This window comes from Vibrio sp. 378 (assembly GCF_033339435.1).
In genome coordinates, this window is record NZ_JAWOUO010000736.1 from 1 (window position 1) to 623 (window position 623).

At 44.8% G+C, this 623-nt stretch carries 1 protein-coding gene; it reads left to right on the forward strand.

Annotation, left to right across the window (positions count from 1 at the left end; all coding sequences use genetic code 11):
• Window positions 1-7: 7 nt before the first annotated feature.
• On the forward strand, window positions 8-623 hold a 616-nt coding region (locus R7Q48_RS28575), incomplete at its 3' end, for a hypothetical protein (protein ID WP_318133706.1).

The following is a 623-nucleotide window of genomic DNA, read 5'->3' on the forward strand; positions in this document are numbered from 1 at the left end:
GGGGAGTATGTTGACGATACTGTTGATTGCATTGGCGCTGTATATTTTCTGGCTACTGTTTCGAAATGGCCCTGCATTTGCCGAGCGACTCCCAGACCACAAACGCAATTGGGTTGGCCCCACCGCTAATCAAGAAGAATGGCGCGGCTATTGTGCGGACGTATTTCAACCTTTTAGTTCCCGCACAACTTTCTATGCTATTGCCTATTTTGCCAATTATATTGCAGTGGCGAATGCGATCTCTTGGTCTATCGTCTACGAAGGTAATTATCCTGTTATGATGAGCCGTTTCGGCAGCTACTTTATTGTTAGTACGCACGACGCCATGCTGGTAGCTGGATTTGTTTCTCTGGCTTTTTTTATCATCAACTGGCAATTGGCGATGCATTGTGCGAGTTTACTCAGCCAATATTTAGTGCGAATCCTCATCATCAATCGCACGCGTTTTGTCGCCATGAGTTTAGTGTTCAGCAGCTATTTTGCTTACTTGTTAACGATAGGAATTTTTTGGCTGTTTCACGACACGTACTCAATTTGGCAAGGGTTGAAACTCACGCCTGCTTTTCTTTTATTAGCGCTGTTATTAGCCGTCGTGTTGCCTGCCATGAAAAAAGAAACGTCCA